The organism is Arthrobacter sp. 05T47, assembly GCF_056395825.1.
This window is the reverse complement of sequence record NZ_JBFTKG010000008.1, coordinates 1-24,877: the sequence shown is the minus strand read 5'-3', so window position 1 is coordinate 24,877 and position 24,877 is coordinate 1. Positions and strand designations below refer to the sequence as shown.

The 24,877-nt window shown below is 67.2% G+C and carries 22 protein-coding genes and 2 pseudogenes; 8 read left to right on the top strand and 16 right to left on the bottom strand.

Features of this window, described 5'->3' with window-relative positions; genetic code table 11:
• Positions 1-13 precede the first annotated feature (13 nt).
• Positions 14-898 carry a GNAT family N-acetyltransferase gene (locus AC1DEY_RS08280; RefSeq protein ID WP_476867534.1) on the bottom strand — a complete coding sequence of 295 codons (885 nt, stop codon included), beginning with the start codon at positions 896-898 and terminating at the stop codon, positions 14-16.
• Positions 899-990: 92 nt separating this feature from the next.
• Positions 991-2,775, bottom strand: coding sequence for an aspartate--tRNA ligase (gene aspS, locus AC1DEY_RS08275; RefSeq protein WP_476867533.1), 1,785 nt, complete (start codon positions 2,773-2,775; stop codon positions 991-993).
• Between the two features lie 143 nt (positions 2,776-2,918).
• Here aspS and AC1DEY_RS08270 point away from each other — a divergent pair, with 143 nt between their 5' ends.
• On the top strand, positions 2,919-4,277 hold the full coding sequence (locus AC1DEY_RS08270; RefSeq protein ID WP_476867532.1) for an APC family permease: 1,359 nt from the start codon (positions 2,919-2,921) through the stop codon (positions 4,275-4,277).
• Positions 4,278-4,299: 22 nt separating this feature from the next.
• Here AC1DEY_RS08270 and hisS read toward each other — a convergent pair whose 3' ends face one another.
• Positions 4,300-5,643 carry a histidine--tRNA ligase gene (gene hisS / locus AC1DEY_RS08265; protein ID WP_476867531.1) on the bottom strand — a complete coding sequence of 448 codons (1,344 nt, stop codon included), beginning with the start codon at positions 5,641-5,643 and terminating at the stop codon, positions 4,300-4,302.
• Positions 5,644-5,918: 275 nt separating this feature from the next.
• On the opposite strand from hisS, the gene AC1DEY_RS08260 reads away from it, so the two are divergent.
• From AC1DEY_RS08260 to AC1DEY_RS08250, 3 genes are all read left to right on the top strand, one after another.
• A complete protein-coding gene (locus AC1DEY_RS08260; RefSeq protein WP_476867530.1) occupies positions 5,919-6,725 on the top strand; it encodes a peptidylprolyl isomerase in 807 nt (268 codons plus the stop codon).
• Between the two features lie 61 nt (positions 6,726-6,786).
• Positions 6,787-8,571 (top strand): DUF349 domain-containing protein, encoded by a 1,785-nt coding sequence (locus tag AC1DEY_RS08255; protein ID WP_476867529.1) that lies wholly within the window; start codon positions 6,787-6,789, stop codon positions 8,569-8,571.
• 260 nt (positions 8,572-8,831) lie between these two features.
• Positions 8,832-9,344, top strand: coding sequence for a hypothetical protein (locus AC1DEY_RS08250; protein WP_476867528.1), 513 nt, complete (start codon positions 8,832-8,834; stop codon positions 9,342-9,344).
• On the opposite strand, the gene AC1DEY_RS08245 is transcribed toward AC1DEY_RS08250, so the two are convergent.
• The 9 genes from AC1DEY_RS08245 to pdxT form a co-directional block, all read right to left on the bottom strand.
• On the bottom strand, positions 9,341-11,632 hold the full coding sequence (locus AC1DEY_RS08245) for a RelA/SpoT family protein (RefSeq protein WP_476867527.1): 2,292 nt from the start codon (positions 11,630-11,632) through the stop codon (positions 9,341-9,343). The genes AC1DEY_RS08250 and AC1DEY_RS08245 overlap by 4 nt on opposite strands.
• A gap of 298 nt (positions 11,633-11,930) precedes the next feature.
• Positions 11,931-12,950 carry a protein translocase subunit SecF gene (gene secF / locus AC1DEY_RS08240; RefSeq protein WP_476867526.1) on the bottom strand — a complete coding sequence of 340 codons (1,020 nt, stop codon included), beginning with the start codon at positions 12,948-12,950 and terminating at the stop codon, positions 11,931-11,933.
• A complete protein-coding gene (gene secD / locus AC1DEY_RS08235) occupies positions 12,951-14,726 on the bottom strand; it encodes a protein translocase subunit SecD (protein ID WP_441409049.1) in 1,776 nt (591 codons plus the stop codon).
• Positions 14,727-14,831: 105 nt separating this feature from the next.
• The gene (gene yajC, locus AC1DEY_RS08230; RefSeq protein ID WP_476867596.1) at positions 14,832-15,254 is read right to left on the bottom strand and encodes a preprotein translocase subunit YajC; all 423 of its coding nucleotides are present in this window, start codon (positions 15,252-15,254) and stop codon (positions 14,832-14,834) included.
• A gap of 260 nt (positions 15,255-15,514) precedes the next feature.
• Complete coding sequence (ruvB, locus tag AC1DEY_RS08225; protein ID WP_476867525.1) at positions 15,515-16,663, bottom strand: Holliday junction branch migration DNA helicase RuvB; 1,149 nt, start codon at positions 16,661-16,663, stop codon at positions 15,515-15,517.
• Positions 16,656-17,309 carry a Holliday junction branch migration protein RuvA gene (gene ruvA / locus AC1DEY_RS08220; RefSeq protein WP_476867524.1) on the bottom strand — a complete coding sequence of 218 codons (654 nt, stop codon included), beginning with the start codon at positions 17,307-17,309 and terminating at the stop codon, positions 16,656-16,658. Before ruvA ends, ruvB begins: the two co-directional genes overlap by 8 nt.
• Before the next feature lie 106 nt (positions 17,310-17,415).
• Positions 17,416-17,994, bottom strand: coding sequence for a crossover junction endodeoxyribonuclease RuvC (gene ruvC / locus AC1DEY_RS08215; protein ID WP_441409052.1), 579 nt, complete (start codon positions 17,992-17,994; stop codon positions 17,416-17,418).
• A gap of 34 nt (positions 17,995-18,028) precedes the next feature.
• A complete protein-coding gene (locus tag AC1DEY_RS08210) occupies positions 18,029-18,784 on the bottom strand; it encodes a YebC/PmpR family DNA-binding transcriptional regulator (protein WP_390202728.1) in 756 nt (251 codons plus the stop codon).
• Positions 18,785-18,787: 3 nt separating this feature from the next.
• A complete protein-coding gene (gene pdxT / locus AC1DEY_RS08205) occupies positions 18,788-19,489 on the bottom strand; it encodes a pyridoxal 5'-phosphate synthase glutaminase subunit PdxT (RefSeq protein ID WP_476867523.1) in 702 nt (233 codons plus the stop codon).
• 103 nt (positions 19,490-19,592) lie between these two features.
• Here pdxT and AC1DEY_RS08200 point away from each other — a divergent pair, with 103 nt between their 5' ends.
• The 4 genes and pseudogenes from AC1DEY_RS08200 to AC1DEY_RS08185 all read left to right on the top strand — a co-directional run.
• Positions 19,593-20,882, top strand: a complete 1,290-nt coding sequence (locus AC1DEY_RS08200; protein WP_476867522.1) for a MurT ligase domain-containing protein — start codon at positions 19,593-19,595, stop codon at positions 20,880-20,882.
• Positions 20,879-21,676, top strand: coding sequence for a type 1 glutamine amidotransferase (locus AC1DEY_RS08195; RefSeq protein ID WP_476867521.1), 798 nt, complete (start codon positions 20,879-20,881; stop codon positions 21,674-21,676). Before AC1DEY_RS08200 ends, AC1DEY_RS08195 begins: the two co-directional genes overlap by 4 nt.
• A 5-nt stretch (positions 21,677-21,681) precedes the next feature.
• Entirely contained in the window at positions 21,682-22,170 is a 489-nt protein-coding gene (locus AC1DEY_RS08190; RefSeq protein ID WP_476867520.1) for a GNAT family N-acetyltransferase, read from the top strand.
• 120 nt (positions 22,171-22,290) lie between these two features.
• Positions 22,291-22,596: pseudogene (locus tag AC1DEY_RS08185) on the top strand (methyltransferase family protein); the annotation flags it as partial.
• Positions 22,597-22,666: 70 nt separating this feature from the next.
• Here AC1DEY_RS08185 and AC1DEY_RS08180 read toward each other — a convergent pair.
• The 4 genes and pseudogenes from AC1DEY_RS08180 to AC1DEY_RS08165 all read right to left on the bottom strand — a co-directional run.
• A complete protein-coding gene (locus tag AC1DEY_RS08180) occupies positions 22,667-23,095 on the bottom strand; it encodes a MarR family winged helix-turn-helix transcriptional regulator (protein WP_476867519.1) in 429 nt (142 codons plus the stop codon).
• Complete coding sequence (locus AC1DEY_RS08175; protein ID WP_476867518.1) at positions 23,095-23,511, bottom strand: SRPBCC family protein; 417 nt, start codon at positions 23,509-23,511, stop codon at positions 23,095-23,097. The genes AC1DEY_RS08180 and AC1DEY_RS08175 overlap by 1 nt, the downstream gene beginning before the upstream one ends.
• A gap of 310 nt (positions 23,512-23,821) precedes the next feature.
• On the bottom strand, positions 23,822-24,661 hold the full coding sequence (locus AC1DEY_RS08170; RefSeq protein ID WP_476867517.1) for an alpha/beta fold hydrolase: 840 nt from the start codon (positions 24,659-24,661) through the stop codon (positions 23,822-23,824).
• 8 nt (positions 24,662-24,669) lie between these two features.
• A pseudogene (locus tag AC1DEY_RS08165) lies at positions 24,670-24,877 on the bottom strand (alpha/beta fold hydrolase); the annotation flags it as partial.

Below are 24,877 nucleotides of genomic sequence, written 5' to 3'. Positions count from 1 at the left end.
CCGGCCGGCCCGGTTAGCAGCCGGTCAGGTGCCGCTTCGGCTTTTCCTGCCGGTAGAGGTACCGGCCGGCCTCGCGGAAGCCGGTGTGGGCGTACAGTTCCCGGGCTCCGTCGTTCGACGCCATCACCAACAGCCAGTACACCGTAACGCCGCGGGCGCCGCCCTCGCGCAGCAGGGCCCGGACTATCCGGCCACCGTAGCCCCGGCGCCGGGCATCCGGACGGGTCGCCATGCAGTACAGGCCACCCCAGCGCGGACCCGTGGGGCCCGTGTCCGGCAATGCCAGCCGGGCGACGGCGGCGGGCGCACCGCCGTCGTCGCGCACCAGGGCGTACAGGGCCGGGCAGCCCTCGAGGATGCGGCGGGCCACGGCGAGCTCGGCCGCTCCGCCACGGCCGTCGACGCTCCACCACAGCTCCAGCCATTCAGCCGACGGAGTGGCCGAGACTTCCACGGCAGGATCGGCTGGTCCGGGTTCTGAGGCGGGTGCTGCTCCGGGTTCGTCCCCGTCCCGACGGACCAGGACCAGGGTTTCGGACTGCCGGGTGAATCCTTCTTCGTCGAGCACAGCATGCAGTGGTGCATGGCCCGGGCCGTCGAAGATCTGGAAGATCAGCGGCAGCCGGCGGTTCCGGTACCAGAGCCGCGCTTCCCGGAGCGCCGCCAGCTGCCGGTGCGGGTCAACTTCAACGCCGGGGTCCCGCACCCAGACCGAGTTCGCCCGCTGCGTCACGCCGGAGGCGGCCCGCAGCACCCAGCCGCCGGACTCTTCCCGGTCGGCGGCGGGCCACGCGGCATCCATCAGGGCCTCCAGCCCGGGGATGGCTTCGAAGTTGGCGTCGGGATTAACTGCAGGGCTCGATTTGGGGTTCGCTGCGTGGCCCGGATTCAGGTCCATCAAAGTCTCTCCGTCCCGAACATGATGCGGCCGATTATGACAGCAGGGGCTCTCCGGTTGCCCGGGGAGCCCCTGCTGCTGATGCTGTCAGGCTAGTTTTTGCCGTCCGAGGCCTTCTTGGCCTCGGGCTTGAAGTCGACGCCGGCTTCCTTGCGCTGGTGCGCCGTGATGGGAGCGGGAGCCTGGGTCAGGGGGTCGTAGCCGCCGCCGGACTTCGGGAAGGCGATGACGTCGCGGATGGACTCCACGCCGGCCAGCAGGGCAACCACGCGGTCCCAGCCGAAGGCGATGCCACCGTGCGGCGGGGCGCCGAACTTGAAGCCCTCCAGCAGGAAGCCGAACTTGGTCTGGGCGTCCGCCTTGTCCAGGCCCATGAGCTCGAACACCCGCTCCTGGACGTCGCGCTCGTGGATACGGATCGAGCCGCCACCGATTTCGTTGCCGTTGCAGACGATGTCGTAGGCGTAGGACAGTGCCGACTCCGGATCCTTGTCGAAGGAGTCCATGAACTCGGGCTTGGGCGAGGTGAACGCGTGGTGCACGGCGGTCCACTGGCCCGCACCGACGGCGACGTCACCGGAGGCGACTGCGGCGGCGGCCGGTTCGAACATCGGCGCGTCAACGACCCAGCAGAAGGCCCAGTCGGCGGGGTTGATGAGGCCGGTACGGTGGCCGATCTCCACGCGGGCGGCGCCGAGGAGCGCGCGGGACGGGGTCTTCTCGCCGGCTGCGAAGAAGATGCAGTCACCGGGCTTGGCACCGACGGCGTCGGCCAGGCCCGCACGCTCGGTGTCGGTCAGGTTCTTGGCCACAGGACCGGCGAGCTCGCCGTCTTCCTTGTACAGGACGTACGCCAGGCCCTTGGCGCCGCGCTGCTTGGCCCATTCCTGCCACGCGTCCAGGGCGCGGCGGGCCTGGGAGGCGCCGCCGGGCATGACGACGGCACCGACGTAGGGTGCCTTGAAGACGCCGAAGTTGGTGTCCTTGAAGAATTCGGTCAGCTCGGTCAGCTCCTGGCCGAAGCGCAGATCCGGCTTGTCCGAGCCGTAGTGTGCCATGGCGTCGTGGTAGGTGATGCGCTGGATCGGCGTCGGGATCTCGACGTCGATCAGCTTCCACAGGGCCTTGACGATGTTTTCGCCCAAACTGATGATGTCGTCCTGGTCCACGAAGCTGGCTTCGATGTCCAGCTGAGTGAATTCCGGCTGGCGGTCCGCGCGGAAGTCTTCATCGCGGTAGCAGCGGGCGATCTGGTAGTACTTTTCGAAGCCGCCCACCTGCAGGAGCTGCTTGAACAGCTGGGGGGACTGCGGCAGCGCGTACCAGGAACCCGGCGCGAGGCGGGCCGGGACCACGAAGTCGCGGGCGCCTTCCGGCGTCGAACGGGTCAGCGTGGGGGTTTCAATCTCCACGAAGCCGTCCTGGTGCAGCAGCTCGCGGGCCACGCGGTTGGCCTCCGAACGCAGGCGCAGGTTGCGGGCGGGGCCGGGGCGGCGCAGGTCCAGGTAGCGGTGCTTCAGGCGCGCTTCTTCGCCCACCTCAACGTGCTCGTCGATCTGGAACGGCAGCGGATCCGAAGTGTTCAGGATGGTGACCTTTTCGGCCATGACCTCGATCTCGCCGGTGGGCAGCGCCGGGTTCTCGTTGCCCGCGGGGCGCTGGGATACGGTGCCGACGATCTGCAGCACGTACTCATTGCGCAGCCCGTGGAAGACCTCTTCTTCGCGGACCACAACCTGGGCGACGCCGGACGCGTCGCGCAGGTCAACGAATGCGACACCACCGTGGTCACGACGCCGGCCGACCCAGCCGGCGAGGGTTACGGTTTGTCCAATGTGCTCGGAGCGAAGAGACCCGAGGTCATGTGTGCGCAGCACAGCATTCCTTTCAGCGGAAAATCAAAAATGACGTTCAAATAATCGATCTTCAAAATATTTCGAAGTTCAAGCATTTAGGTTCAATAGGATCGCTACAGGAACGATCCCGTTCGAGTTTACCCGGTGGAAAGGCCCCTCCTGCCATGGCAACCCGGCACAACGGAACCCGGCCCGGTGACCGCCGCGGCCGGGCGCCCGGTCACAGGCGCGGTCAGCGGCCCGTCCCGCAGCGGCCCGACCGGCGGCTGCAGCGGCGGCTCGGCGTGTTTGATTCCACGGCCATCGGCCTGGGTTCCATGCTCGGCGCCGGCGTGTTCGTCGTGTTCTCCCCCGCAGCGGCCCTGGCCGGGCCGCTGCTGACACTGGCGGTCGCCGTGGCCGGCGCCATCGCGTACTGCAACGCCGTCGCGTCGGCGCAGCTGGCGGCGAAATACCCCGACAGCGGCGGCACCTATGTGTACGGGCGCCGGCAACTCGGCGAGTGGCCCGGCTTCATTGCGGGCTGGGGCTTCGTGACGGGCAAGACGGCGTCCTGCGCGGCGATGGCCTTGACGTTCGGGCACTACGTTGCACCCGCGTACGCGACGCCGCTGGCGGTCGCCGCCGTCGTGGTCCTCACCGGGGTCAACCTCCTCGGGATTACCCGGACCGCGCTGCTGACCAGGGTCTTGCTGGCCGTGGTGCTGGCCACGCTCGTATTCGTCGCCGCGGCGTCGCTGCTGGGCCCGCACCCGGCCGGCGCCCCCGCCGCCCACGGGGCAACAACGCCCCTGGCGACGCCGGCCGGCGGCTGGGGCGTCCTGCCGGCGGCGGGGCTGATGTTCTTTGCCTTCGCCGGCTATGCGCGGATCGCAACCCTGGGCGAGGAGGTCAAGGACCCCGCGCGCACTATCCCGCGGGCCATCCTGGCCGCACTGGCCGGCGCCTTCGTGATCTATCTGGGTCTGGCCGTGCTGCTGCAGTGGCACTTACCGCCCGAGCAGCTGGCGGGCTCGACGGCGCCGCTGCTGGACGCGGTGGAGGCCAGCGGCCTCAGCGGCGGCGTCCCGTTCGTCCAGGCGGGAGCGGCGGCCGCCTGTCTTGGCGCATTGCTGGCGCTGATCACCGGCGTTGGCCGGACCACCCTGGCCATGGCGCGGGAACGGGACCTGCCCGGCCCGCTGGCCAGGGTGGGCCGGGCCCACACGGTCCCGTTCATCGCGGAGCTGGCGGTCGCCGCCGCCGTCGTCATCCTGCTGCTAAGCACCAACGTGCTGACCGTGGTCGGATTTTCCAGCTTCGGCGTGCTGATCTATTACGCCGTGACCAATGCCGCGGCCTTCACACTGGCCGGCCGGCCCTGGCACGCGCCGCGCTGGCTCAATGTGCTGGGCTTCCTCGGCTGCCTGGTCCTGGCCGCCACCCTGCCGCCGGCCTCCGTGCTGGTTATGGCCGCGGTGCTGGCCGTCGGTGTGGCCGGGCGGTTCCTCGTCGTGCGGTCACGCAGGGCGCCCACGCAATAAGAGAAGTCCCGGGACCGGCCAACTACCTGGCGGCGGTTACGCGCACGTGCAGGTCCTCCTCGGAGGGCATCCACGTGTCCGGGTCGGCGTCGTACTGCTCGCCCGTGCGGATGTCCTTGACCTGGTGCTTGCCGTCGTCGTCGGTGAACCAGACAAACGGAATGCCGCGCCGGTCGGCGAACTTGATCTGTTTGCCGAACTTCTCGGCCTTCGCGGCGACCTCCGTGGCGATGCCGCGGCTGCGCAGCTGTGCCGCGACATCCTGCGCCGCGCCCCAGCTGTCGTCGTTGTTGAGCGTCACCAGCACGGCCGTGGGCACGGAGCGTGTGGCCTTGGCAAGGTCCTGGCTCAGGATCCGCGACACCAGGCGGGTCACGCCGATCGAGAGGCCGACGCCGGGGAACTTGCGGTTGCCCTTGCTGGCCAGGGCGTCGTAGCGGCCGCCCGAGCAGATGGAGCCCAGCTGTTCGTGTCCTACCAGGACGGTTTCCACCACGGTGCCCGTGTAGTAGTCCAGGCCGCGGGCGATGCTCAGATCTGCCACCACCCGCCCGGGAGCGTGCAGGACGGCGGCGGCAATGACCTGTTCCAGCTCGTTCAGGCCCTCTTCCAGCAGCTCATTGGTGACGCCGAGCGCCCGGACCTGCTCCACGAAGGACGTGTCCGTGGTGCTGATGCCGGCGAGCTTCAGGGCAGCCTGAGCCTGGTCGTCCGTGGCGCCGAGCTCTTCCTTGAGCAACTCGGCGACCTTCGCGGGCCCGACCTTCTCGAGTTTGTCGATGCTGCGCAGGACACCGGGGGTGTCTGTGAGCCCGATGCCGGTGTAGAAGCCCTCGGCCAGYTTGCGGTTGTTGATCCGCAGCAGGAAATCCGGGATGGGCAGCGCGTTGAGCGCCTCGGCGATCACGAGCGCGATTTCAACGTCGTAGCGGAACGGCAGCTCGCCGTCGCCTACGACGTCGATGTCCGCCTGGGTGAACTCTCGGGCGCGCCCTTCCTGGGGACGTTCGCCGCGCCAGACCTTCTGGATCTGGTAGCGGCGGAACGGGAACGCCAGGTAGCCGGCGTTCTCCACGACGTAGCGGGCGAAGGGCACGGTGAGGTCGAAGTGCAGCGCCAGGGCATGCGGGTCGGCCTTGGCGGCGCTGTCCCCCTCGTCGTCCTGGAGCCGGCTCAGGCCGTAGACCTCTTTGTCGATTTCGCCCTTGCGGAGCAGCTGCCCCACAGTTTCCACGGCGCGGGTCTCGATCGAGGAGAACCCATGGAGTTCGAATGTCCGGCGCAGCGTGTCCAGCACATGGAGTTCCACCAGCCGCTCCTCGGGAAGCCACTCGGGGAATCCTGACAGGGAGGCTGTGCGTGCCATGGTGAAATTTTCTCCTCTGGTTACCACTGCAGTACTTGGTTGCTACTGCAGTATCTTCGGGCGCAGGCGTCACGCGGCATTCTCTGTCGAAACGTAACGAAGATAAGCGGCAGACCGGCCAGTCGTGCATAAACTGTGTGCGGCAGTCAGTTTATGCGTTCGGCGCCCGCTTCTTCCAACGGAGGCGGCCCGGCGGGACTGCCGGCAGCTTGCTGCTGCTGCCGCGACGACGCCTCCGGCCCGTCACGGCCGCGGCCATACAACCAGGAGGACCATTGGCGGCCAGTTCACGCAGCGCACGTGAGGCGAAGCGGCGCGTCCAGCAGATGGAGGCCAGGCGCGGCCTGCGCCGTGACCAGGACAAGCGCCGCAAGCGCGATAACGTCATTGCCATCAGCGCCGGCACAGCGGCGATCGGCCTGGCCCTGGTCCTGCAGCTCACCGTCTTTGCGTCCAACCCGACCGAAGAACAGTTCGCGGCCGTGCAGGAGGGGTTGCAGACCCCCTCGGCGTCCGCCACACCGACCGCTGCCCCCACCAATGCCGCGAACATCCCCAAGCCCGAAACCGCCGCGGGCAAGACGTTCACCGGTGAGCTCAAGCTGAACCGCGGCACGCTCGGCGTCGAGCTGGACGGCACGAAGGCCCCGCAGGCCGCGGCCGTCTTCAAGTCCCTGGCCGACCAGAACTTCTACAACAACGTCAGCTGCCACCGGCTGACCACGGCCGATAACTTTGGGGTCCTCCAGTGCGGCTCCAAGGCCGGGGACGGCAGCACCGACCCGAACTACACGTGGGGCCCGCTGGAAAACACCCCGGCAGACAACAAGTACCCTGCCGGAACGATCGCCGTGGCCCGGACCGGCGGGAACGCCAACGGCAACGGCACGCAGTTCTTCATTGTGTACAAGGACACCGTCATTCCGGCGGATGCTGCCGGCGGCTATACGGTGGTGGGCAAGGTGACCTCGGGGCTCGATGTGGTGAGCGGCATTGCCGCCGCCGGACTGAAGCCCGGCGGCAACGCCACCGACGGCGCACCTGTGGAACCAGTCACGATAGACTCGTTCTCACTGAAGTGACCAGCCGCGGCCCTGAAGGCCGTGGTCCCGGTATTTCCCTCCAAGCGAAAGACTTCTAGCGGTGACAGACAGTCAGAAATCCGACGAAACATTGGCAGCATCAGCTGCCAACGAAACCGAAGCCGAGGCAACCCCGGCCCAGAGTGCCGGCAATGCCGTAGACGCGGCCGGCGACACGGCCGTATCCGCAGCCCCGGCTGCGGCAGGCGAGGACGCCGCCGAATCAGCAGAGCCCGCGGCATCCGCTGAGCCGACGGAGCCCGCCGTGGCGCCGTCGGAAGAGACACCGGCCGAACCTGCCGCTGAGGCGGTTGCTGAGACCGTGGCCGAGGCCGCACCCGTGGAGATCCCGGCCGAGCCGGCGACTGAGGCAGTTGCTGAGACCGCTGCTGAGGCAGTCGTCGAGCCCGTCGCCGAGCCCGCCGCCGGGGCAGTCGTCGAGACCGTGCCCGCTGCTGCCCCGTCGCCTTCACCGGCTCCCGCGCCGGCCGCCCGGCCTGCGCCGAGCCCGGCCGCATTTGCTGCCCGGCCGAAGGCCAAGCCCTCTGCTGCCGCCCCGGCCCCCGCTCCGGCCGCCGTGTCCTCAGCCGCCTCACTGGCGGAAGCGGCCCGCTGGGGCCGCGTCGAAGGTGACGGCCACGTCTTCCTGACCGTAGACGGCACGGAATATCCCGTTGGCCAGTACCCGGGCGTCAGCGCCGACGAGGCCCTGGGCTACTTCGCCCGGAAGTTCGAGGACGTCGTGGCCCAGATCGACCTGCTTGAACAGCGGGTGAGCTCCAAGGCGCCCACCACGGACATGCAGAAGACCGTCACGCACCTGCGCGAGCAGCTCGCCGAACGCAACATGGTGGGCGACTTCCGTTCCGCCGAGGCCCGGCTGGACGCACTGGTGACCCAGATCGGCGAACTCGAAAAGGCCGAGAAGGCTGAACACGACGCCGTCCGGGCAGCTGAGCTTGCCGCCCGCGAGGCCATCGTGGCCGAGGCCGAGGAAATCGCCGGCCACGATCCCGCGCAGATCCAGTGGAAGACCTCCAGCGCCCGGATGAACGAACTCTTCGAGAGCTGGAAGACCGCGCAGAAGAGCGGCGTCCGGCTCGGCCGCAGCAACGAGGACGCGCTGTGGAAGCGGTTCCGCGCCGCCCGCACCGTTTTCGACCGGCACCGCCGCGCCTACTTCTCGCAGCTGGACAGCAACAACTCAGCAGCCAAGGCCGCCAAGGAGAAGCTGATCGCCGAAGCCGAGGCCCTTTCGTCCTCGACCGACTGGGGATTTGCCGCGGGCGAGTACCGCCGCCTGATGGATGAATGGAAGGCCTCCCCGCGCGCCAGCCGCAAGGACGACGACGCCCTGTGGGCCCGCTTCCGCGCCGCGCAGGATGTCTTCTTCACCAACCGGCAGGCAGCCAACGACGAGATCGACCAGGAATACGGTGCGAACCTGGTGGTGAAGGAAGCGCTACTCGTGGAGGCCAACGAGCTCCTGCCGATCAAGGACCTCGCGGCCGCCAAGAAGGCGCTGCAGTCCATCCGGGACCGCTGGGAAGAAGCCGGCAAGGTTCCGCGCGCGGACATGGGCCGCATCGAGGCCGGCCTGCGGAAGGTGGAGGACGCCGTCCGCCACGCCGAGGAAGAAAACTGGAAGCGCTCCAACCCGGAGACCAAGGCACGCACCAACAGCGCCCTGACCCAGCTCGAAACCGCCATCGCCGGCCTCAAGGAAGACCTGGCCAAGGCGGAGAAGGCCGGCGACGAGCGCAAGATCAAGGCAGCCCGGGAGGCCCTCGAGGCACGCCAGGCCTGGCTGGAGCAGCTCGAGCGCTCGGCGAGCGAACTCTCCTAGCCATCCGGCCCACCAGCAAGCCTGTCCAGGCCCCGTTTCGGTTATCCACATGACCGGAACGGGGCCTGTTCTATGCCCGCGGAACGGGCAACGATGGCTGAATGGTACTCACGCCCCGCACTCCCGGCGCCTTTCCGGGACCGCCTGTACAGGGGCCGCCTGTTTCGGGGCCACCTGTTCAGGGGCCGCCTGCGCGGGGACCGGAGCCCGGCGAACTCTACTCTCCCGGCACCCTGTTCTCATGGCCGGAGCTGCAGGCCATGGCCGCCGACGGCGTGCTCACACAGCTCTATCAGCGCGGCTACCTGCCACCTGGGGCCCACGCCAGTCCGCAGCTCCGTGCCCGCGCCGCGTCCCTGGCGGTGGCGCCGGCGATCAGGCAGCGCGTGGTGGCAGGGCGGATGACCGCGGCGTGGATCTACGGATGCGCGGCAGAGCCGGACCGTCTGGCCCTGCTGGTTGACGCCAACCGGCGGATTTCCAGCCTGAGGTCCGTGCGCGGCTGCACGTTCCACGAAGTTCGGTTGGGGCCGTTCGACGTCGTCAGCATGGGCGGCCTGATGGTCTCCAGCCCGCTGCGCACTGCCCAGGACATAGCGCTGCACGTTGACGCGGACCGGGCCGTGCCGGCCCTGAGGGCCCTGTTGGCCCGGCCCGAACTGGGCGTGCGCCTCCGGCTGCTCAGGCTTGCGGTCGACGCGAGCCCGCGCCTGCCGCACAAACGGGCGGCGTTGGCGAAGCTCGCCGCACTCGCTGCGCCGCCGGAGGGCTAGCTGCGGCGGCGGTTTCCGGTGGTGCGGTACACGTCGAAGACGCCGTCGATCCGGCGAACAGCGCTAAGCACGTGGCTGAGGTACTTCGGGTCGCCCATCTCGAAGGCAAACTTGGAGATTGCCACCCGGTCCGTGGACGTGTGGACGCTCGCCGCCAGGATGTTGACGTGGTTTTCGGAGAGCACCCGGGTGACGTCGGAGAGCAACGACTTGCGGTCCAGCGCCTCGACCTGGATCTCCACGAGGAACACGCTGGACTGCGTGGGCGCCCAGTCCACTTCGACGATCCGGTCCGGCTGGTCCATCAGGCCGCTCACGTTGGTGCAATCGGTCCGGTGCACGGAGACACCGGAACCGCGCGTGACAAACCCGAGGATCGGGTCCGGCGGGACCGGAGTGCAGCATCGAGCCAGCTTCACCCACACATCGTCCACGCCGCGGACAACAACACCGGAATCGGAGAAACGGGCCTTGCTGACCTGGGTGGGGATGGACACCTCGGCGAGGTCATCGTCCGGTTGTTCGTTCCCGCCGAGGCTCTCCACCAGGCGTTCCATGACGGACTGCGCGGAGGTGTGCCCGTCGCCCACGCCGGCGTAGAGTCCGGAGATGTCGGCATACTTGAAGTCTTCCGCGATCGCCGCGAGGGCGTCGTGGGTCATAAGCCGCTGCAGCGGGAGATTCTGCTTCCGCATCGCCTTGGTCAGCAGGTCCTTGCCGCGGTCGATCGCTTCCTCGCGGCGTTCCTTGCTGAACCACTGCCTGATCTTGTTTCGGGCCCTGGCGCTTTTGACGAAGTGCTGCCAGTCCTGGCTGGGGCCGGCGCCTTCGGCCTTGGAGGTAAAGATCTCAACCCAGTCGCCGTGGTTCAGTTCGCTGTTGAGCGGGACAAGCTTGCCGTTGACGCGGGCGCCAATGGTCCGGTGGCCTACCTCGGTGTGCACGGCGTAGGCGAAGTCCACGGGCGTGGATCCTGCCGGGAGGGCCATGACCTCGCCCTTGGGGGTGAAGACAAACACTTCGCGGGCGTTGATTTCAAACCGCAACGAGTCGAGGAACTCGCCGGGGTCCGAGGTCTCCTGCTGCCAGTCCACGAGGGAGCGCAGCCAGCCCATGTCGCCGTCGCGCGGGCTTCCGGGGCCGGCGGCCGTCCGGTTCGGCTGGTCCTTGTACTTCCAGTGCGCGGCCACGCCGTATTCGGCGCGCCGGTGCATTTCATGGGTGCGGATCTGGATTTCCACCGGTTTGCCGCCCGGACCGATCACCGTGGTGTGCAGCGACTGGTACATGTTGAACTTGGGCATCGCGATGTAGTCCTTGAACCGCCCGGGCAGGGGGTTCCAGCGCGAGTGCATCGCGCCCAGGGCCGCGTAGCAGTCCCGGACCGAGTCGACCAGGACGCGGACGCCCATGAGGTCGTTGATGTCGTCGAAGTCTTTGTCGCGGACGATCATCTTCTGGTAGATCGAGTAGTAGTGCTTTGGCCGCCCGGTGATGGTGGCCTTGATCTTCGCCGCCCGCAGGTCCTCGGTGATCTGGTTGCGGATGACGGACAGGTTCTTTTCACGCTCCGGGGTCCGGTCCCCCACCATGCGCACGATTTCCTCGTACACCTTCGGATACAGCGCGGCGAAGGACAGATCCTCCAGTTCCCACTTGATGGTGTTCATGCCGAGCCGGTGGGCCAGGGGTGCGAAGATTTCCAGGGTTTCGCGCGCCTTGCGGGCCGAGGACTCCGCCGAGACGAAGCGCCACGTCCGGGCGTTGTGGAGCCTGTCGGCGAGTTTGATCATCAGGACCCGGATGTCCTTGGCCATGGCGACGACCATCTTGCGCACGGTCTCGGACTGGGCCGCCTCACCAAAGCTAACCTTGTCCAGTTTGGTGACACCGTCCACCAGCATGGCCACTTCCGGGCCGAACTCGGCCTTCAGGTCAGCCAGCGTGTAGGAGGTGTCCTCGACCGTGTCGTGCAGCAGGGCTGCGGCCAGCGTCGTGCCGCTGAGGCCGAGCTCGGCGAGAATGGTGGCGACCGCGACCGGGTGCGTGATATACGGGTCCCCGCTCTTGCGCTTTTGGCCCCGGTGGCAGCGCTCGGCAACCACGAAGGCGCGCTGGATGAGGTCGAAGTCCTCTTTGGGGTTGTTGGCACGGACCGTGCGCAGCAGCGGTTCAAGAATCGGTGAGTATGCGGGGGCGCCGCGGCCCGTCAGCCGGGCGAGGCGTGACCTCGTGCGTTCGCGCCGGCCCGGAAAGGTCGGCCGGGCGCCCGAATTGTCGACCGGCACAGGAACATCGGGACGTCCGTGAACCACAAGGTCAGTCTGAGAACCCTGGCCTTGGGCCTTGTCCGCTGGCGCCTCCGGCACCGGCGTCGAACGTTCTTCCAATGGAGCACCTCTCGCGACGGTCAATTATTCAAGTGTATTCCCGCAGCAGGATACTTCGATAACCGGCCGTGATACGGCGACGGGCCGGAGTCCGTCACAAAGGACGGTCTCCGGCCCGCCTGCTGTCCGCTCAGGACAGTCCAGGCATTGGTTCCGGCATCACCGAGGCATCACAGCATTGCGGTAGCGCCTGCGTTCAGGCTGTGGCAGGCGACGCCGGGGACGTGGCCTTCGCTGCCGCGTCGGCGCGACGCTGTTCCACCCGCTTGGCCTGCTTGAGCAGGTCAGGTTCGCCCTGCCGCAGGGCGGCGTACAGCGGCGCCGCGATGAAAATCGTGGCCGCCGTGCCCACCAGGATGCCCACAAACAGCGCCAGGGACAGGTCCCGCAGGGTTCCGGCGCCCAGCAGCCCGGCACCGATGAAGAGGATCGCGCCGACCGGGAGGATCGCCACCACCATGGTGTTGATGGAGCGGACCAGGGTCTGGTTGATGGCTAGGTTGACCTCTTCGGCGAAGGTCCGCCGGGTGGAGGCCTGGATCTCCGAGGTGTTCTCGCGGATCTTGTCGAACACCACCACGGTGTCGTACAGCGAATAGCTGAGCACCGTCAGGAAGCCGATGATGGCCGACGGCGTCACTTCGAAGTCACTGAGGCCGTAGACACCGGCGGTAATGAACATCGTGACGGCCATGCCGACAAGTGCCGAGACGGACATCTTCCAGGTCCGGAAGTACAGCGCCATCAGGACGGCGGCCAAGCCCACGAAGATTGCCAGGCCCATCAGTGCCTGCTTCGTGACGTCAGCGCCCCAGGTGGGGCCAACAAAGGTCGACGTCACTTCGTTATCCGTCACGCCGTAGGCCGTGGTGAGGCCTTCCTTGATCTGCAGCGTCTCGTCGTCGCTGAGCTTGTCCGTCTGGATACGCATGGTGGTGCCGGCGACGTTGGCCACGCGCGGCACAGACCCCGCCACGACGTCCTTTACGGCCTTCTCGCCGAGGGACGCGTCGGTGGTCTTCACGTTGGAGACTGTGAACTCGGACCCGCCACGGAATTCGATGCCGAGGTTGAAGCCGCCCTTGGCTATCGGGATCAGGATCGAGAGGGCCACGGCAATTCCGGCAATCAGGAACCAGATCTTCTTTTTAGCGACAAAGTCGTACGAGCGCTTGCCCGAATACAATTCATTGCCGAACGTTGAGAAGTTGACCATTTACTTGCCCTCCTTGGACGCGCTCTTGGAGGAACCGGCGAGCTGCTCCTGTTGTGCCTGCTCCTGCCTTTCGGCGAGACGGCGTTCTGCAATGGTCATCCGGCGCTCGGCCTCGGCGGCGGCGCCGGTGTTCTTTGCGCGCACCACCGCCACGGGCTTGTCTTCCGGAGTGCGGACCCGGCCGGCTCCGCGGTACAGCGGGACGGCTCCCAGGCGCTTCGGGTCCAGACCCGAGAACCGGTGGCCTTCGCCGAAGAACTTGGTCCGGGCCAGCAGCTGCAGGGTCGGGTGGGTGAACATGAAGACCACGATGAGGTCGGCGATCGCTGTTAGGCCAAGGGTGAACGCGAAGCCGCGGACGTTGCCCACAGCCACGAAGAACAGCACCACGGCCGCGAGGAGGTTCACGGCCTTGGAGGCGAGGATGGTGCGCTTGGCCCGCTTCCAGCCGTTTTCGACGGCCGAGACCAGGCCGCGGCCCTCACGGAGCTCATCACGGATGCGTTCGAAGTAGACGATGAACGAGTCCGCCGTTTGGCCGATGGCCACGATCAGGCCGGCCACGCCGGCGAGGGACAGCCGGTAGTTCTCCGTCCACCCGAGGATGGCGATCGCCAGGAACGTCAGCACACCGGCAATCACGAGGGACGCCACGGTCACCAGGCCAAGGGCCCGGTACTGGAACAGTGAGTAGACGACCACCAGGAGCAGGCCGATCAGGCCTGCGAGCATACCCATGCGCAGTTGCTCCCCACCGAGGGTCGCAGAAATCTGCTGCTCACTTTGGATCTCGAAGCTGATCGGCAGGGCACCGAAACGCAGCTGGTCGGAGAGGGCCTTGGCGGATTCCTCGGTGAACCCGCCGGTGATCTGCGGCCGGCCGTCGGTGATGACGGCGAGCGAACGCGGGGCGGAGATGACCTGGTCGTCCAGGACAATCGCGAACTGGGCCTTCGGGTCGGAGCCGCTCTGGCCGCCGCCGGCGGCATAGAACTGGTAAAGGCGCTCGGTGACTTCCTTGAACTTGGCGGTGCCGGCGTCGTCGAACTGGATGTTGACGGCCCATTCATTGGTCACGGCACCCTGGGCGCCGCGCTGCAGCTGGAACGAGGAGGACTTGATGTTCGAGCCCTTCACCTCAACCGGACCGAGGATGTACTTGATGGCCGGCGATTTCGCTGTCGCGGGCTCACAGGTCACCAGCGGCTTGGTCGGGTCTGAACGCTTCTGCTTGTCCTGGGAAGGGTTGTCGCAGTCGAGGGCCTGAAACTGCTTGTAGACCTCGGGGGTAATCCAGTTCTCGTCGCTGCTGTTGGCCGGCGCGGCCGTCGGCTTGGGCAGCTGGGCGTCCGGGGTCCGGGACGCCTCGGGGACGGCTGCGCCGGCGCCCGTCTGGATCACGGGGCGGAAGTTCATGTCGGCGGAGGCCTGGATCAGGGCGCGGGTTTCTTTGGCGGGAGTTCCCGGCAGGCTGACCACGACGTTGCGGCCGGACTGCGTGCTGATTTCCGCTTCCGCGACACCCGAGCCGTCCACGCGCTGACGGATGATCGCTACGGCCTGGTTGAGCTGGTCTTCGGTGATGCCCGAACCGCCCTCAACCTTGGGCGCCAGGATCATCTGGGTGCCGCCTTCCAGGTCCAGCGCGAGCTTTGGAGCCCAGCTGGCCTGGCCGGCAATGGTGCCGCCCGCTAGGACGGCCGTCATGGCGGCGATGAGTACGCCAAGCCAGACCAGCATCCTGATGGCTGAGTTTTTGGGGCCAGTTCGTGCCATTGTCGATCTTTCTTTTATTTGCGGCGGATCCGCCGGCGCTGGCTCTGGGCCCCCGCCGGCGGATGCCCGCAACCGTTGCTTCGCGGGATAGCTCAGGTAGGCAGACTAGCTGTCTTTTTTACCTTCGTCATTGAGGCGGCGCAGGGTTTCCTCGGGAGTTTCATTGCGGGGTGCGTCGCTGAGCGGGGCGGTGCCCTCCGTGCCCTCGGCGCTGAGCTTGTCGGCGGTCAGCGAGGACGCGTCGTCGGGAACAACGGTCGGCTCCTCGGCAGCGACAACCGGCTCCACAATTTTGGTGACGGCCTGGCGGTGCACGGTGGCCGTGTTGCCGGGGGACAGTTCCAGGGTGACCTTGTTCTCCGCTTCATCGATCTCGACGATCCGGCCGAACAGGCCAAAGCTCGTCATGACCTCGACACCAGTTTCGAACTTGGACTGGAGCTGTGCCTGCTGCTGCTGGGTCTTCTTGTTGCGGCGGAACATCATGAAGACGAAAAGTCCGAGCAGGACGAAGAGGAGAATCGTCATGATGTCGATGCCGCCGCCGGCCTGCGGCTGGGTCTGGGCAGAAATAAGTCCGAACACAGGGATTGTTCCGTTCTGTACTTGCATAGCTGTTTTTCAGCAACGTCCGTTTGCTCCGGGCGGCGCGGGCAGGGGTCTGCGCCGCGAGCCGGCAGAGAGACCATCCCCAGCCGCCGGCGGCTACCTGCTCTCCGCCCACGGAAACAAAACCCGAACGTGCCGAGCGTCATTCCAGTCTAAAGGGAAAAGCTGAAGGAAACGTGCTAGCGGCCGTTTCGGATCCACTGGGGACTGGTTTCTTCACCGAGATCGCCGCCGGACCCGCCCGGCTGGCCCTCGCTGGGCTCATCCTGCGGGTCCCCGCCCAGCTCATCGGCCTGGAACAACTCCAGCGGATCCTGCCCGAAGACGCCGGCCGGGACGGCGAAGCCGAGATGGGTCCACGCCGGTGCCAGGGCAATGCGGCCCCGCGGGGTCCTGCCCAGCAGCCCTTCACGCACCAGGTAAGGCTCGGCGACCGTTTCCACGGTCTCCGTTTCCTCACCGACGGCGATCGCGAGGGTGGACAGGCCCACGGGCCCACCGCCGAATTTGGTGATGAGGGCTTCGAGGACTGCACGGTCCAGCCGGTCCAGGCCGCGCTTGTCTACCTCATACATGTCCAGTGCCGCGGACGCCGCCCGGGCATCAATTTGCTCGATACCGTGAACGAGCGCCCAGTCCCGGACCCGGCGCAGGAGCCGGTTGGCGATGCGCGGCGTGCCCCGGGAGCGTCCGGCGATCTCGCTGAATCCCGCCGAATTGACCTTCAGATCCAGGAGGCCGGCCGAACGGCGCAGGACCAGTTCCAGCTCCTCCACGGAGTAAAACTCCAAGTGGCCGGTGAAACCGAACCGGTCCCGCAGCGGCCCGGGGAGCAGGCCGGCCCGCGTGGTGGCGCCCACCAGCGTGAAGGGCGGCAGTTCCAGCGGGATAGCCGTGGCGCCGGCGCCCTTGCCGACGACGATGTCGACGCGGAAGTCCTCCATCGCCATGTACAGCATTTCCTCGGCTGGCCGGGACATGCGGTGGATTTCGTCCAGGAACAGGACCTCACCCTCCGAAAGGGAGGACAGGATGGCTGCGAGGTCGCCGGCGTGCTGGATGGCCGGGCCACTGCTGATCCGCAGCGGGACGTTCATTTCGGCCGCGATGATCATGGACAGCGTGGTCTTGCCCAGGCCGGGAGGGCCGGAGAGCAGCACGTGGTCTGCGCTGCGCCCGCGCATGCGTGAGGCCTCCAGGACGAGGGAAAGCTGCTTGCGGACACGGTGCTGGCCCACGAAGTCGTGCAGGTTCTTGGGCCGGAGTGCGGCTTCGATGACGCGCTCCTCCGGCTCCTCTCCCCCGGCGACGATCGACTGCTCAGCCACGCGCGCCTACCCGGTTACCGGCGCGGGCGCCGTCCTGGCCCAGCCAGCGCAGGGTTGCGCGGAGGATTTCGGCCACGTTGCCGTTCTCGGCCAGGTCCGGGGAATCGGCCAGGGATTTCTCGATGCTGGCGGTGGCGTCCTTTTCGGACCAGCCAAGGCTGGTCATCGCGGCGACGACCTGCGGCTTCCAGACGGATTCCGCGGAAGCCAAAGGGAGCGGCGCGCCGGACGCACCAGCAGTGCCGTGCGGGACGAGTTTGCCGGCGAGCTCCAGCACGATCCGGCCGGCCACCTTCGGCCCGATTCCGGGGACCTTGGTGAAGGCCTTGCCGTCGCCGGAGTGGGCGGCCACCCGGATGGCTTCCGGTTCGTGGACGGCAAGCACAGCCAGGGCGAGGCGGGGACCGACACCGCTGACGCTGAGCAGCACGTCAAACACTTCGCGCTCGTCGTCGCTGCCGAAGCCGAACAGGGTCAGCGAGTCCTCCCGCACGATCAGCGAGGTGAAGAGCTTCCCCTCTTCGCCCACCCGGAGCCCGCTGAGGGTCTGCGGCGTGGCATTGACGCTCATGCCGGCACCGTTGAGGTCGATCACGGCGGAGGACAGGCCAACATGCGCAACGGTTCCGCGAAGAAAACTAATCAAGGCCGGGCTCCTGGGTCTGCAGCCGGCCAAAACACAGATGGCAAGCCGGCTATCCGAACATATCTACGAATACCCTACCAAGCCCAGCGGCGGCACAGGCGGACATTCAGCGCGCACGGCGCGCTTTTGCCTCCGCGTCCGCCCATGCCCGCTGCGCCGGCGTGAGCGACTGGCTGCCCGGCCCCGTCGTCGACACAGCGGCGCCGCTGCCGGCCCGCCAGGCGTGGGTGATTGCCAGCGCCAGGGCGTCGGCGGCGTCGGCGGGGCGCGGTGGCGCATCCAGCCGGAGGATCTTCGTTACCAGTTTGGTCACGGCGTCCTTGTTCGATGTTCCGCTGCCCGTGACGGCGGCCTTGACCTCGGACGGGGTGTGCAGCGCCACCGGGATGCCGCGGCGCGCGGCGGCGGCAATCACCACGCCGGAGGCCTGCGCCACCCCCATGACCGTGCTGACGTTGAGCTGGGAAAACACCCGTTCCACGGCGAGGACGTGGGGTTCGTACTTGTCCAGCCATTCATCAATGGACGTGGCAATGACCAGCAGCCGCTGGTCCAGGCTCTCCTCGGGGGAGGTTCCCACGACGCCGAAGGCCACCATGGTGGCCCGCCGGTTCTTTTCGACGTCGACGACGCCGATCCCGCAACGGGTGAGGCCCGGGTCAACCCCCAGGACGCGCAGGGTCAAGACCGGGCCTCAAAATCACGGCTAGGTGAGCGTGTCACTCGGCTTCCAGTGCGGCCTGCACTTCGTCGCTGAGATCGGCGTTGCTGTAGACGTTCTGGACATCGTCGAGCTCTTCCAGGGCGTCCACGAGCTTCATGAACTTCTTGGCGGCGTCGAGGTCCAGCGGCACCTGCATGGACGGCACGAACTCGGCCTCATCGGTGTCGTAGTCGATTCCGGCTTCCTTGAGCGCGTCGCGGATGGCCTGGAGGTCGGTCGGCTCAGAGTGGATCTCGAAGGTGTCTCCGTTGTCCTTGACTTCCTCGGCGCCGGCGTCGAGCACTGCCATCAGGACGTCGTCCTCGCTCAGGCCGTTCTTGGGCAGGGACACGACACCCTTGCGGCTGAAGAGGTAGCTGACCGAACCGGGATCGGCGATCGTGCCGCCGTTGCGGGAGATGGCGAGCCGGACCTCAGAGGCGGCACGGTTCTTGTTGTCCGTGAGGCACTCGATCAGCAGCGCGGACCCCTGCGGGCCGCGGCATTCGTACATGATCTCGGTGTAGTCAACGACCTCGCCGGTGAGGCCGGCGCCGCGCTTGATGGCGCGGTCGATGTTGTCTGCGGGCACCGAGGTCTTCTTGGCCTTGGTGACAGCAAGTTCCAGGCTCGGGTTGCCGGAAAGGTCCGGGCCGCCCATGCGCGCGGCGACTTCGATGTTCTTGATCAGCTTGGCGAACGACTTGGCCCGGCGGCTATCAAGGATGGCCTTCTTATGCTTGGTCGTCGCCCATTTGGAGTGGCCTGACATGCTTTACGCTTCTCCTCTGATCATTCGAATAAACAGTTCATGCACGCGCTTTTCCCCCGTCACTTCCGGGTGGAAGGAGGTGGCCAGCAGCTTGCCGGAACGCACAGCAACAATTCTAGCCGTCCCGTCCAATGATTCGGGGTGGCCGGCTTTGGACGGTTCCACCTGGGCGAGGACTTCCACACCGTTGCCGACGCGCTCCACCCAGGGCCCACGGATGAAGACGGCATGGACAGGCGCCACGACGCCGGCGTCGGCGCTGAAGCCGAGCCCCCGGAAATCAAGGTCCGTCTCGAAGGACTCGCGCTGCCGGCCAAAGGCGTTGCGGCGCACGGTGATGTCCAGCCCGCCGAACGTCTGCTGCGGGTTGCCGGCAAGGTCCGTGGCCGCGTCCGCGATCTCGTCCGCCAGCAGGATCATGCCGGCGCACGAGCCGTAGACGGGCAGGCCGGCCTGGATGTGTTTACGCAGCGGATCCCGGAGACCGAAGATCCTGGAGAGCTTGTCGATCGTGGTCGATTCGCCGCCGGGGATGATCAGGCCGTCCAGGCCGTCAAGTTCGGCGGGGCGTCGGATCCCGACGCCGGTTGCACCGGCGGCTTCGACGGCGTGCAGATGCTCCCGGAAATCGCCCTGGAGCGCCAGGACGCCGATCCGGAGGCCCGAACCCACGCGGGATTCAGGGAGGAAAGAGGGGGTGGTCATCCCCACAGCATAATGCTCTGCGCCCGCGCGGTACGCATGGAGATCGCATGCACAGGCCCCCTGCGTCCGGGTTCCATGCCTCTGCTGGGATATATTACAGAGCATGCTTTACTTCAGCGTTCCGCTCGGCAAGCTCGTCCGCCGGGTCTCCCGGCTCAGGGGCGGAGGCTCGGCCCTTCCCGGGCTTGTGGTCGAAAAAATCGATCCCGGTTTCATGCAGCGGACACTGTCCGAGCTGCCGCTGGGGGTCGCCGTCGTCAGTGGCACGAACGGAAAGACGACCACCACGAAAATGGTGGTGGAGCTGCTCGAGAGCCAGGGGCTGAAGGTCTTCACCAACCGTACCGGGAGCAACTTCACCCGCGGCGTCGCCGCGGCACTCCTGGGCGAGGTGGACTGGCGCGGCCGGCTCGATGCCGACGTCGCGGTCCTGGAACTGGACGAGGCGCATGCGGTGCACTTCGTCAACAAGGTCCCGCCGCGCTACAGCCTCCTGCTCAACGTCCTCCGCGACCAGCTGGACCGTTTCGGCGAGATCGACAAGACCGCCGACCTGCTCCAGCACATCGCGTCCAAGACCACCGGGACCGTGGTCCTGAACCGRGAAGACCCCCGCGTCGCCCGGATCGCCCAGGCCCTGGACGGGCCCGAGGTGCTCTACTTCGGGCTGGACGATTCGCTGCTGAGCACCTTCCCCAACGATGACGACATGCGCGCGGCGCCGGGGAGCCCGGTGCCGGTAGCCCCCGCCCGGGCGGACGCCGACGTCGTGCTGCGCCGCGTGGGTGCCGATGACGCCGATTTCGAGTACGACGGCGCGACGGTCACCACGGCCATGAAGTTGCGCGGTGTCTACAACATCTTCAACGCCGCCGCCGCACTGACCCTGGCGCGGGCGATCTCTGGTGCCCGCGGCACGGGCACCGACCAGGCGGGCCTGCTCACGGCGCTGTCCAAGGTGGCGCCGGCGTTCGGCCGCGGCGAAAGCCTGGTGGTCGACGGCCTGCCGCTGGAGCTGGTGCTGGTCAAGAACCCCAGCGGTTTCCGGCTCGGCCTGAAATCCTTCCCGGCGGCCGGGTACGCCACGATGATCGCGATCAACGACAACTATGCGGACGGCCGGGACATGTCCTGGCTCTGGGACGTCGAATTCGACACCCTCCGAGACGACGGCGTGGACCAGCTCACCGGTTCCCGCGCCTACGACATGGCGCTGCGGCTGCAGTACGACGACGTCGCCATCGGCGCCGTCGACACCGAGATCGCGCCGGCGCTGGCGGCGTTCATCCGCGGCGGCCAGGGCAAGCCGAAGAGGATCTTCTGCACCTACACGGCCATGCTCGCCATCCGCCGCGAGCTGTCCAAAATCACCACAGTGGAGGTGGTCTCATGACCCCCCGGTCCCCCGCAGCCCCGCACGAGCCCTCCTTCGGGCACGAGCTTCCGCCCGAACATTCCGCGGCCCCCGGCAAGGGAACCATCCGGGTCCTGCAGCTCTACCCGCGGGACATGAACATCTACGGCGACTGGGGCAACGCCCTGGTCCTCGCCCAGCGGCTGCGCTGGCATGGCTACACCCCGGAACTGCTCGAATACAACGTTGGTGACGAGTTCCCGGCGGACGTTGACCTCATTGTCGGTGGCGGCGGGCAGGACAGCGGTCAGCTCGTCATCCAGGACGATCTCCTTTCGCGCGAGTCTGCGCTGAGGCAGCTTGCGGATGACGGCACGCCCATGCTCGTGATTTGCGGGCTGTACCAGCTCTTCGGGAAGTTCTTCAAGACCCGGCTCGGCTCGGTCCTGCCGGGCATCGGCATCCTGGACGTGGAGACCCACGGCACCGACGAGCGCCTGATCGGCAACGTCACCGTCTCCTCCCCCGAGTTCGGCAGCATCCTGGGCTATGAGAACCACAGCGGGCAGACCACGCTGGGACCCGGCGTCCAACCGCTCGGCACCACCGCCAAGGGCACCGGGAACAACAGCACCGACGGCCAGGAAGGGGCCCGTTACAACAACATCGTGGCGAGCTACCTGCACGGGTCGTTGCTGCCCAAGAACCCGGCCCTCGCGGACTTCCTGATCCGGACCGCCGTCGAACGCAAATTCGGCAGCTTCACGCCGGGCGCCCCGGACGATTCCTACGCTGTGCTGGCGCGGGAACATGCCGCCCGCCGGCCCCGCTGATCCGGATGGCAGGCACTCCTGAAGGCACGATCCTGATCGGGCGCGACACCCCGGAGCGTCCGGACGTCCTGCAGCTTCTGGACGAGCACCTCGCCGACATGTACGCGACCTCCCCGCCGGAGAGCGTCCACGCCCTTGACCCCGCGGCACTGGCCGGGCCGGGCATCAGCTTCTGGACCGCCCGGGGTGAGACGCGGCTGTTGGGCTGCGCAGCGCTGAAACACCTCGCTCCCGGCGACGCCGAGATCAAGTCCATGCGCACTGCGGCAGCAGCCCGCGGGCGCGGCGTTGCCTCGGCACTGCTCCGCCATCTCCTGGCCGAGGCCCGGCACAGCGGGTGCCGGCGGTTGTTCCTGGAGACGGGGAGCCAGGAATTTTTCGCTCCCGCCCGGCGGCTCTACGAGCGGCACGGCTTCGTGGAGTGCCCGCCGTTCGCCGGCTACCGGCCCGACCCCAACAGCGTCTTCATGACCCTGGAGCTCGACGCCGGATAACTGCGCGGTACCTGGCCGCCGGCCCAGTGGCGCTGCCTAGCGCCCGGACACCGTCCGGATATCCAGCCCGTCGTCGGGCCCGGGGGTTCGAAGATGCGGGCCAGGTGCCGGACAGAGCTAGGAGATGGCACGCCGTTGCCATCGGCGATGCCCAACCGTCTGGTCATTGCAGGTCCGTATCGCTGGATCCGCAATCCGATGGCGGTCACGGGCATTGTCCAGGGCGCTGCGATTGGCCTCATTCTTCAGTCACGGCTTGTCATCGCCTACGCAGTCGTGGGCTCGCTGGTGTGGAACTACGCCGTCAGGCCGCTTGAGGAATCTGACCTCAAAGAACGGTTTGGCGAAGAATTCCAGCAATACCGCGACACGGTGCGCTGCTGGATTCCTAAAGTATCGAAGAGCCAGAGTTCTCAGTGGCGCTGACTGTGTCACTTTGGAGAGCTTCTGCGCCCGTATGCGTGACCGGATTCTGCGGATGCCCCGTGAGGGTGTTTCAGGTTTCGGGATGAGCCAGGCGGCCCAACAGGGTTACCGCGTCGTTGAGGGGCACCGGCCGGAAGAACTGTTCGTCTGCGAGCTCGACCGCGGCAATTGCGCGGGGCGCCAAGTCGGCTCCGGCGTCGGTGACGCGCAGCCGCTTGGCGCGGGTGTCGGCCGGATCGACTTCACGCTCGATGAGTCCTTTGTCTTCCAGTGTGCGTAAAACCTGGGAGGTCATCTTGACGTCGGTGCCGGCTTGGCGGGCCAGGGCCAGCTGGTTGGGATGCTCACCCTGGGTGTTGAGCCACCAGGCGCAGGCGAGCAACACGAACTGCACGTGGGTGATACCAAGCGGGGCCAAGGCTGTGGCGATGTCGCGTTGCCAGCGCAGAGTGGCGTGCCAGAGCAGGAATCCGGGGCTGTCGCCGGGGCTGAGGGGCATTAGCCGCGAGCCATCCTTACCAGGGCAGTCATCGTGTCGGGCCAGTCGGCGGTGATGCCCGGACCAATCTCAGGCCCGGTCTCGTCGGCGCCGTCACCGGTGATCTCCATCCGGTACACCACCCGGATCCGGCCCTGATCGATCCGGTCGATGCGGTGGGTGGTGCGGAGCAGGAGACCGTTGAAGCGGGCCTCGTCGACAAATAGTTCGTCCTCGACCGCCTCGGCGATGAGCAAGAGTATCGGATCCTCCCCCGGGGGTGTCATCGCGATCTGTGTGCCTGCGGTGAATGGACCGCTGAATTCGATCTTCTCGATCTCGGCGTTCCAGGCGCCCCAATTCCCAACGTCGGCCCAGAGCCGCCAGACCGCCTGGGGCGTGGCGCTGGTCTCGATCCTGTTTTCGTATTCCCACATGAGATGCCTCCTCCACTGGATAATCCATACAGAAATAATCTCTACAGAGATTATCTGCGCAGAGACTATGTTTGTCTAGTGCCTCCCTTGCTGACACGATCGTCCGCCCAAACCACTAATCGTCAATGGCCGCGAGGCCGCGGCGTTTCATCTCGGCGAGGCCATCTCGCATGGCCTGCAACTGATCGGGCGAGTGTCCTACCCAATCCACGAGTTCACCGACGACTTCCACCGGCTCCCGGGTCAGGTAAGGGTGGGATTGCCGGTTCACCCTGTGCGGCAACAATGCTTGCCTGGGCCCAGTGTGCCATCAGCGGGACCGGACAAAGGCCAGGACGTCCCGCGGTACCCGCCGGCTGGATCCCGCCCGGACGTGCCCCCACCGCTCATAGATGATCAGGGTGCAGTCCGGAATCAGCCGGGCCGTCTCCTCCGCCACTGCCCTCGGGAAGAACGCGTCCCGGCCGCCGCAGAGCAGCAGGACGGGCGGCCGGATGAGCGGCAGGACCGACCGAGCGTCGAAGGCCAACCCGGCCCGGGCTTCGGTGAGCACGTCCGCGGCCGGGCAGCCGGGCCGCCCCAGCACGCGCCTGCCAACGACGAGTCCCAGCAGCTCCCGAAGCCAGCGGGTCCGCTGACCCGGGAGGACGTACTCCGTCAGGGCGGTCCCGGCGCGGCTTGGGTCTCCGGCGGCGACGGCGGCGGCCATCCGGTGATCCACGTCCTTGCCCCACGGGCTGAGCTCGGCTGCCGTGGCCACTAGGGCGATGTGCCCGAAGGATTCCGGATGGCGCGCGGCCAGGCACTGCCCGATCATCCCGCCGAAGGACTTGGCCAGCACCAGATCGATCCGGCCGCCGAACTCCTCCGCAATCAATTGGGCGTAGTCCTCGGCCATGTCGGCGCTGGTGTGCGAGGCCGGCATGTTCCGCCGGCGGGTGACAATCCAGATGGCGTAGCCGGCCTCCAAGTAGGCATCAAACTCCCGGCGGAACAGTTCCCCCAGCAGCCCGTGCGGCACAACGCTCCCCGGGCCGCCCTGGACGTAGAGCAGGGACTTGGCACCCCGGCCCCACGTCACGTATTCCATCCCGTTGCGGAATACCCCGCTCCGCACGGTCTGGTCCAACCCGGCTACCCGCGCCACCATAACCTGGCCTACGGCGTGGTCTGCGGCTGCCGGAGCAAGGCCGCAAAGTCGGCCGGCCGGGTGGCCGGCCACCAGTGGCCGCTGTCAACCCTGGTGATGGTCACATCGTCCACCCACGTTTCGAGCCCCTCGACAAGAGCGGGCGCGAGGAACGGATCCTTCAGGGGCACCACCACATGGACAGGCACGGTCACCCGGCCCGGGGCGGGCCGGGTG

What these genes read in the sequence shown, in the direction of transcription:
- AC1DEY_RS08270 (WP_476867532.1), top strand. Translation starts at nt 2,919, where the DNA reads ATGGCAACCCGGCACAACGGAACCCGGCCCGGTGACCGCCGCGGCCGG.
- AC1DEY_RS08170 (WP_476867517.1), bottom strand. Translation starts at nt 24,661, where the DNA reads ATGGTGGCGCGGGTAGCCGGGTTGGACCAGACCGTGCGGAGCGGGGTA.
- AC1DEY_RS08210 (WP_390202728.1), bottom strand. Translation starts at nt 18,784, where the DNA reads ATGTCAGGCCACTCCAAATGGGCGACGACCAAGCATAAGAAGGCCATC.
- pdxT (WP_476867523.1), bottom strand. Translation starts at nt 19,489, where the DNA reads ATGACCACCCCCTCTTTCCTCCCTGAATCCCGCGTGGGTTCGGGCCTC.
- AC1DEY_RS08175 (WP_476867518.1), bottom strand. Translation starts at nt 23,511, where the DNA reads ATGTGGGAATACGAAAACAGGATCGAGACCAGCGCCACGCCCCAGGCG.
- AC1DEY_RS08250 (WP_476867528.1), top strand. Translation starts at nt 8,832, where the DNA reads ATGGCCGCCGACGGCGTGCTCACACAGCTCTATCAGCGCGGCTACCTG.
- AC1DEY_RS08280 (WP_476867534.1), bottom strand. Translation starts at nt 898, where the DNA reads ATGGACCTGAATCCGGGCCACGCAGCGAACCCCAAATCGAGCCCTGCA.
- AC1DEY_RS08190 (WP_476867520.1), top strand. Translation starts at nt 21,682, where the DNA reads ATGGCAGGCACTCCTGAAGGCACGATCCTGATCGGGCGCGACACCCCG.
- AC1DEY_RS08180 (WP_476867519.1), bottom strand. Translation starts at nt 23,095, where the DNA reads ATGCCCCTCAGCCCCGGCGACAGCCCCGGATTCCTGCTCTGGCACGCC.
- AC1DEY_RS08195 (WP_476867521.1), top strand. Translation starts at nt 20,879, where the DNA reads ATGACCCCCCGGTCCCCCGCAGCCCCGCACGAGCCCTCCTTCGGGCAC.
- yajC (WP_476867596.1), bottom strand. Translation starts at nt 15,254, where the DNA reads ATGACGATTCTCCTCTTCGTCCTGCTCGGACTTTTCGTCTTCATGATG.
- secF (WP_476867526.1), bottom strand. Translation starts at nt 12,950, where the DNA reads ATGGTCAACTTCTCAACGTTCGGCAATGAATTGTATTCGGGCAAGCGC.
- secD (WP_441409049.1), bottom strand. Translation starts at nt 14,726, where the DNA reads ATGGCACGAACTGGCCCCAAAAACTCAGCCATCAGGATGCTGGTCTGG.